Origin of the sequence: Micromonospora sp. NPDC047548, from assembly GCF_040642975.1 — a bacterium.
Taxonomy (GTDB): domain Bacteria; phylum Actinomycetota; class Actinomycetes; order Mycobacteriales; family Micromonosporaceae; genus Micromonospora.
The window spans coordinates 20,969-28,363 of sequence record NZ_JBEYTI010000023.1; the positions used below are offsets into that span (position 1 = coordinate 20,969).

The 7,395-nt window shown below is 74.3% G+C and carries 4 protein-coding genes; 2 read left to right on the plus strand and 2 right to left on the minus strand.

The features are described from left to right. Positions 1–6 precede the first annotated feature (6 nt). Positions 7–2,103, minus strand: coding sequence for a S9 family peptidase (locus tag ABZ807_RS21895; protein WP_357160859.1), 2,097 nt, complete (start codon positions 2,101–2,103; stop codon positions 7–9). Between the two features lie 91 nt (positions 2,104–2,194). On the opposite strand from ABZ807_RS21895, the gene ABZ807_RS21900 reads away from it, so the two are divergent. Further along, positions 2,195–3,571 carry an FAD-binding oxidoreductase gene (locus tag ABZ807_RS21900; protein WP_357160862.1) on the plus strand — a complete coding sequence of 459 codons (1,377 nt, stop codon included), beginning with the start codon at positions 2,195–2,197 and terminating at the stop codon, positions 3,569–3,571. Between the two features lie 34 nt (positions 3,572–3,605). Here the strand turns inward: ABZ807_RS21900 and ABZ807_RS21905 are convergent, their stop codons facing one another. Beyond that, positions 3,606–5,675 (minus strand): SpoIIE family protein phosphatase, encoded by a 2,070-nt coding sequence (locus tag ABZ807_RS21905; protein WP_357160865.1) that lies wholly within the window; start codon positions 5,673–5,675, stop codon positions 3,606–3,608. A gap of 171 nt (positions 5,676–5,846) precedes the next feature. On the opposite strand from ABZ807_RS21905, the gene ABZ807_RS21910 reads away from it, so the two are divergent. Further along, the coding region (locus ABZ807_RS21910; protein ID WP_357160868.1) for a HAMP domain-containing protein at positions 5,847–7,395 on the plus strand (1,549 nt) is incomplete at its 3' end.

Consider the following 7,395-nt stretch of genomic DNA (forward strand, 5'->3'; position numbering starts at 1 on the left):
CAACCTTCAGGCGCGCCCGAGCTTGTCCAGGATCCAGGCGTTGATGAACGCCTCCTCGCGCCAGGCGTCGTACCGGCCGCTGGGGCCGCCGTGCCCGGCGCCCATCTCGGTCTTGAGCAGGTAGTCGCCCTGCGGCGCGGTGGCCCGCAGCCGGGAGATCCACTTCGCCGGCTCGTGGTAGAGCACCCGGGTGTCGTTGAGGCTGGTCACCGCGAGGATCGCCGGGTAGTCCACGGCGGCCACGTTCTCGTACGGGGTGTACGACTTCATGTACGCGTAGACCTCCGGGTCGGCGAGCGGGTTGCCCCACTCCTCCCACTCGGTGACGGTCAGCGGCAGCGACGGGTCGAGGATCGAGGTGAGCGCGTCGACGAAGGGCACCTGCGCGACGATCCCGGTGAACGCGTCCGGGGCCAGGTTGGCGACCGCGCCCATCAGCAGCCCGCCGGCCGAGGCGCCCCGGGCGACCAGCCGGTCGCTGGCCGTCCAGCCGGCCTTGACCAGGTGCCGGGCGCAGGCGACGAAGTCGGTGAAGGTGTTCTTCTTGGCCAGCAGCTTGCCCTCGTCGTACCAGCGCCGGCCCAGCTCGCCGCCGCCGCGGATGTGCGCCACGGCGAAGACGACGCCGCGGTCCAGCAGGGAGAGCCGGGCGATGGAGAACCACGGGTCCATGCTCGCCTCGTACGAGCCGTACCCGTAGATCACGCACGGGGCCGAGCCGTCCTTCGGCGTGCCGGCGCGGCAGACCAGCGAGATCGGCACCCGGGTGCCGTCGTCGGCGAGCGCCCAGTCGCGGTGCTGCTCGTAGTCGGCCGGGTCGTACGCCCGCCCGTCCGGCCCCGGCCGGACCGGCTTGCGCCGGCGCAGCACCATCTGGCGGGTGACCAGGTCGTAGTCGTACACCGAGTCCGGCGTGACCAGCGAGGTGTAGCGCAGCCGGATCTCCCGGGTGCGGTACTCCGGGTTGGCGTCCAGCCCGACGCTGTAGATCGGCTCCGGGAAGTCGATGTCGTGCGGGTCGCCGCCGCCGACCGGGATGACCCGCAGCCCGGTGAGGCCGTTGCTGCGCAGCGAGACGACGAGGTGGTCGGAGAACGCGTCGACCGACTCCAGCCGGGTGCCGGGGGTGTGCGCGATCAGCGGCACCCAGTCGCCCGGCGCGTCCGCCGAGGTGTACGCCAGCGCGAAGTCCTCCGCGCCGTCGTTGTGCAGGATCAGGAAGCGGTGGCCGTGGTGCTCCACCGTGTACTCCACGCCCTGCCGGCGCGGGGCGATCACGGCTGGCACGCCGGTGGGGTGGCCCGCCGGGATCACCAGGACCTCGCTGGTGACCTTGCTGTGGATGTCGATGACCACGAAGCGCTCGGATCGGGTCAGGTCGACGCCGACCCAGAACCGCTCGTCGTCCTCCTGGTGGACGACGACGTCCTCGCCCGACGGGGTGCCGACGGCGTGCCGCCACACCCGGTTGGGGCGCCACGCCTCGTCGACCGTGACGTAGAAGAGCACGGAGGCGTCCGCCGACCAGGCGGTGCCGTAGAAGGTGTCGGGCACCTCGTCGGCGAGCAGCTCGCCGGTGGTCAGGTCCTTGATCCGCAGGGTGAACCGCTCGTCGCCGGTGAAGTCCGTCGAGTACGCCAGCCAGCGCCCGTCCGGGCTGACGTCGAACGCGCCGAGAGCGAAGAAGTCGTGCCCCTCGGCGAGCAGGTTGCCGTCGAGCAGCACCTCCTCGCCGTCGAGCGGGGCGCCGTCGACGCTGACCGGCGGGCTGGTCTCGCCGTCGCGGACCGCCCGGCGGCAGTGCACGCCGTACTGCTGGCCCTCGACGGTGCGGGTGTAGTACCAGTAACCGTCCTTGCGGCTGGGCACCGACAGGTCGGTCTCCTGGGTGCGGCGGCGGGTCTCCTCGAACAGCTCCGCGCGCAGCCCCTCCAGGTGCGCCGTGCGGGCCTCGGTGTACGCGTTCTCGGCGGTCAGGTGGGCGATCGTCGCCGGGTCGTCCTTGGCGGCGAGCCATGCGTACTCGTCGACGATGGTGTCGCCGTGGTGGGTGCGCTCGGCGGGCACCCGCTTCGCGACGGGCGCGGGGGTCTCGGTGGTCACGGCGTCACGTTACCGGCCGGCTGCCGCCGGCGGCGTGGCCTCTTCGCCCGACCCGCCGCCAGGTCTTTAGAACATGTGTACGATGACCGGCATGGCGGCAGCAGCACGTTCCACCGGCGCAGCGGAGATCACCCGACGACTCACCGCGATCTGCGGTCCGTCCTTCGCCCGTTTCGCGGGCGCCGCCGACGAGGTGGCCGGGCGGGCCGCCCGCTGGGTGGCGGTGCCCGGCGGGGCGGACGCCGCCGCCGAGGTGCTGCGGCTGGCCGCCCGGCACGACCTGACCGTGGTGCCCAGGGGCGCCGGCACGAAGATCGACTGGGGTGCCGCGCCCGCGCGGGTCGACGTCATGCTCGACACCGGCCGGCTGGCCGGCATCCGGCACCAGCCGGTCGGCTCGCCGGTGACCGAGATCGGCGCCGGCACCCCGCTGCGCGCGGTGCAGTCGACTCTGGAGCGCACCGGCCGGCGGCTGCCGCTGGATCCACCCTCGCCCGGCGCCACCCTCGGCGGGGTGCTCGCCGCCGACGAGGCCGGCCCGCTGCGGCACCGGTACGGCACCGCCTGCGAGCAGCTGGTCGGCCTGCGCTGGCTGGATGCCGACGGCGCGTTGGTCAGCGCCGGCCCGGCGGAGCCGCCGACCGGCCCGGCGCCCGTCGGGCTCGACGCGGGCCGGCTGCTCTGCGGCTCGCAGGGCGGACTCGGGGTGCTCGTCTCGGCCACGGTGCGGGTGCAGGCCGCGCCGGCCAGCCGGGTCTGGGTGACCCGGCCGGTGTGGACGCCTCTGGAGGTGCACGACCTGGTGCGCGGGGTGCTCGCCGCCCGCCTCGACCCGGCCGCCGTCGAGCTCGACCTCCCCGCCGCCGGTTCCCGGCCGCGCCGGCCGGTGCACCCGTCCCTGGCGGCGGCCCACGCCAACCACCCCTCGATGGCCGGGCGGCGGGACGACCCGTGGGCGGCGCGGAACGGCGCCGGCAGCCTGGCAATCCTGCTGGAGGGCGGCCCGGCCGAGGTCAGCGAGCGGGCCGAGCGGCTGGTGACGCTCTTCGAGGGCCGGGCGAGCGTGGACGACGCGGCCCCGCCGTGGTGGCGGCGCTACCCGTTCGGGCCGGGCGACACCGCGCTGCGCATCGAGGTGCCGATCACCGACCTGCACGCCGCGGTCTACGCGCTGCGCGACGCGGCCGGCGCTCCCGTCCCGGTGCGTGGCTCCGCCGGTCTGGGCGTGGTGTACGCGGCCCTGCCCGGGGCGCTGCCCGGGGACCGGGTGGCCTCGATCCTCGCCGCCGTGCGCGGGGTGCTGCTCGCCCGGCGGGGGCGGTGCGTGGTGGTCAACGCGCCCGCGCCCGTCCGGCAGGCCGTCGACGTGTGGGGCGAGGCGGCGGTGATCCCTCGGCTCCGGGCGGCGAAGGACCACCTGGACCCGCACCGGCGGCTCGCCCCGGGCCGCCTGCCGGGCGGTCTCTGAGCGGCGCGGCGGGCGGTCAGTTGCGGGTGACCCCTCAGAGGGCGTCGTTGCGGAGCACCAGGATGGCGATGTCGTCCCGGGGCGCCTCCACCGAGAAGTTGATCGCCGTGGCGCGCAGCCGGGCGGCCACCACGTCGGCCGAGTACCCGGCCAGCGGGGCGGCGGCGTCCCGGAGGCGGTCGACGCCGAACAGCTCCCGGCCGCGCCGGCGCTCGGTCACCCCGTCGGTGTAGAAGACCAGCGAGTCGCCGGGCGCGAGCGGGATCTCCGCCGTCGGCGAGCTGATCGCGTCGATCAGGCCCAGCGCGGTGCCGCCGGCGCCGACGAAGGACGCCCCGCCCCCGCCGCGCAGCAGCACCGGACGGTCGTGGCCGGCCAGGTGCAGCGAGACGTTGAGCTGCCCGTACCGGCCCGGCCCGACGGTGGCGAGCGCGAGGGTGCAGTAGCGCCCGCCGCCGCGCTCCACCAGCGTCTCGTTCAGCCGGGTCAGCACCTCGGGCAGCGGCTTGCCGTCGCCGACCAGCACCCGGATCACGTCCCGGACCAGACCGGTGACGGCGGCCGCCTGCACCCCCTTGCCGGACACGTCGCCGATGACCACCAGCCAGCGCCCGTCGGGCAGCGGCAGCACGTCGTAGAAGTCGCCGCCGACCTCGGCGTCGTCGCCGGTCGGGACGTACTCGGCGGCGAAGCCGATCCCCTCGACCACCGGCAGCACCGGCGGCAGCAGCGACTGCTGGAGGGTCTGGGCCACCCGCCGCCGCTCGGCGTGGATCCGGGCGTTTTCGATGGCCAGGGCGGCCCGCCGGGCCACGTCCTCCAGCACGGCGACCTCGTCCGGGTCATGCCGGTGCCGCAGGTGCCGCCCCACGGTCAGCGTGCCCAGCCGCTGGCCACGGGCGATCAACGGCACGGCGAAGCCCTCCATCGGGGGGCCGAGCGGCACCTGCGCGGCGCTGCGGGACGCCTCCCGCAGCCGGGCCTGGACCGAGTCGGGGCCGGTCTCCTCGAGCACCTTGTGCAGCTGCGGCAGCATCGACTCGTCGGCGTGGCTGGAGGCGGCCAGCCGCAGCCGGCCCCACTCGTCGGTGGTGTGCACGGCGCACCACTGGCCCAGCCGGGGCACCACCAGCTGCGGGATCAGCGCCATGGTCAGCTCGACGTCCAGCGACTGGGCGAGCAGTTCGCTCGCCTCGGCGAGGAAGGTCAGCCAGGCCTGCCGGCGGACGTCCGCCCGGCGCAGCCGGTCGTTCTCCAGGTGCAGCGACAGCCGCTCGGCGGCGAGCACGGCGAGTGGCCGCGCGTACGCCGAGGGCGCGGCGTCCAGCTCCAGCTCCCCGGCGTACGGGCGGTGCACCGCCAACGGCACCTGGAGCAACTCGCTGCCGGGGCGGGGCTGGCGGCCGTACCGGGCCAGCGGCTGGGTGCCTTGCCCGTCGCCGCGGTCCAGCCGGACCACGCCGCCGGCCGCGCCCACCATCTCGGCGACCCGGGTGAGCAGGTCGGCGGCGAAGTCGGGCAGCGGATCGTCGGCGTTCGGGTCGGGGCTGGTCTGGGTCAGCTCGCTCATCGCGGCGGCGCTCGGCGCGGACTTCGCCGGGACCGTGCCCTCCCCGCCGCCGGCCGGGACGTGCTCCATCGCCACCGGGCCGGCCGGCGCGGCGCCGGGGCGGTCCAGCCGGAACCAGACCCCCTTGCCGGTGGGCAGGTAGGTCGTCCCCCAGCGGCTGGCGAAGTGGTCGACGAGCAGCAGCCCGCGGCCCCGCTCGGAGATCTCGCCGAGGTCCTCGGTGTCGCTGCGGATGCCGACCACCAGCTCCTCGACCGGGCCGGTGGCGAAGTCGGAGACGGTGACGGTGAGCCCGACCGGGTCGGCGAGGACCTCGATGTCCAGTTCGGTGCGGGCGTGCTCCACCGCATTGGTGGAGAGTTCGGTGGTCAGCAGCAGCGCCTCGTTGAGCAGGTCGTCGAGGTCGGCCTCGGCCAGCACCGAGCGGACCAGCGCCCGGGCGGCGGCGGGGGTACGCCGGTCGGCGGGCAGCCGGACGCGCCGGACGTGCTCGTCCCGGCCCCCGTCCGTCGCGGGCCCCGTCTCCGCTGACACCCTCGTATCCTCCTCCGCCGCCAGCCGAGGTGCCAAGCCGGACGCCGAGGCCCGGACGCCCCACGCGGGGCGCGCGGCGCACTTCGCGTCCGTGGTGTCGACGCCCGCGCGGGCACAATGATGGGATGGCGGCGTGTCGGCATGTGCCAGAGGCCCCGAGCTGAGCGAGGAATGATGAGCGCGAAACAGTCGGTGACCGCGGATCCCTCCGGCTCCGAGCACGCGGCGCTTCTCGTCGAGCTGGCGGAGGCGCTGCGCCGCGTACGGGGCGGCGACTTCAAGGTCCGCCTGCCCCGGCGGGCGGGTGCGGCCGGCGAGGTCGCGGAGGCCTTCAACGACGTGGTGTCGATCCAGGAGCGGCAGCACCTGGACCTGCGCCGGATCAGCCGGATCGTCGGCCGGGACGGCCGACTCACCGAACGGCTCGACGAGGAGGGGTTCGACGGTTCCTGGGCGGAGGGGCAGCGGGCGATCAACTCGCTGATCGACGACCTGGGCCGGCCGACCACGGAGATCGCCCGGGTGATCGTGGCGGTGGCGGACGGCGACCTCTCCCAGCACATGGCGCTGGAGATCGACGGTCGCCCGCTGCGCGGTGAGTACCTGCGCATCGGCCGCACGGTCAACACGATGGTGGACCAGCTGTCGTCCTTCGCCGACGAGGTGACCCGGGTGGCCCGTGAGGTGGGTACCGAGGGCAAGCTCGGCGGCCAGGCCGACGTCCGGGGCGCCGCCGGCACCTGGAAGGACCTCACCGACTCGGTGAACACCATGGCGTCGAACCTGACCGGCCAGGTGCGGTCGATCTCGCAGGTGGCGACGGCGGTGGCCAAGGGCGACCTGTCGCAGAAGATCACCGTCGGCGCGCGCGGCGAGGTCGCCGAGCTGGCCGACACGATGAACTCCCTCACCGACACCCTGCGGCTCTTCGCCGAGCAGGTGACCCGGGTGGCCCGTGAGGTGGGCACCGAGGGCAAGCTCGGCGGTCAGGCGGAGGTGCCGAATGTCGCCGGCACCTGGAAGGACCTCACCGACAGCGTCAACTCGATGGCGTCGAACCTGACCGCTCAGGTGCGCAACATCGCCCAGGTCTCCACGGCGGTGGCCCGGGGCGACCTGTCGCAGAAGATCACCGTGGCGGCGCAGGGCGAGATCCTGGAGCTGAAGGACACCGTCAACACGATGGTGGACCAGCTCTCGTCGTTCGCCGACGAGGTGACCAGGGTCGCGCGCGAGGTGGGCATCGAGGGCAAGCTGGGTGGTCAGGCCCAGGTGCGGGGCGTCTCCGGCACCTGGCGGGACCTGACGGAGAACGTCAACCAGCTCGCCGGCAACCTGACCAGCCAGGTGCGCAACATCTCGCAGGTCTCCACGGCGGTGGCGAAGGGCGATCTGAGCCAGAAGATCACGGTGGACGCGCAGGGCGAGATCCTGGAGCTGAAGAACACCGTCAACACGATGGTCGACCAGCTCTCCTCGTTCGCCGACGAGGTGACCCGGGTGGCCCGCGAGGTGGGCACCGAGGGCAAGCTGGGTGGCCAGGCCCAGGTCAAGGGCGTCTCGGGTACGTGGCGGGACCTGACCGACAACGTGAACTCGATGGCGTCGAACCTGACCTCGCAGGTGCGCAACATCGCCTCGGTCACCACGGCGGTGGCGAAGGGCGACCTGTCGCAGAAGATCACCGTGGACGCCCGGGGCGAGATCCTGGAGCTGAAGT

Excerpts from the sequence above, each read along its gene's own strand:
- ABZ807_RS21900 (WP_357160862.1), top strand. The coding sequence starts at position 2,195 with ATGGCGGCAGCAGCACGTTCCACCGGCGCAGCGGAGATCACCCGACGA.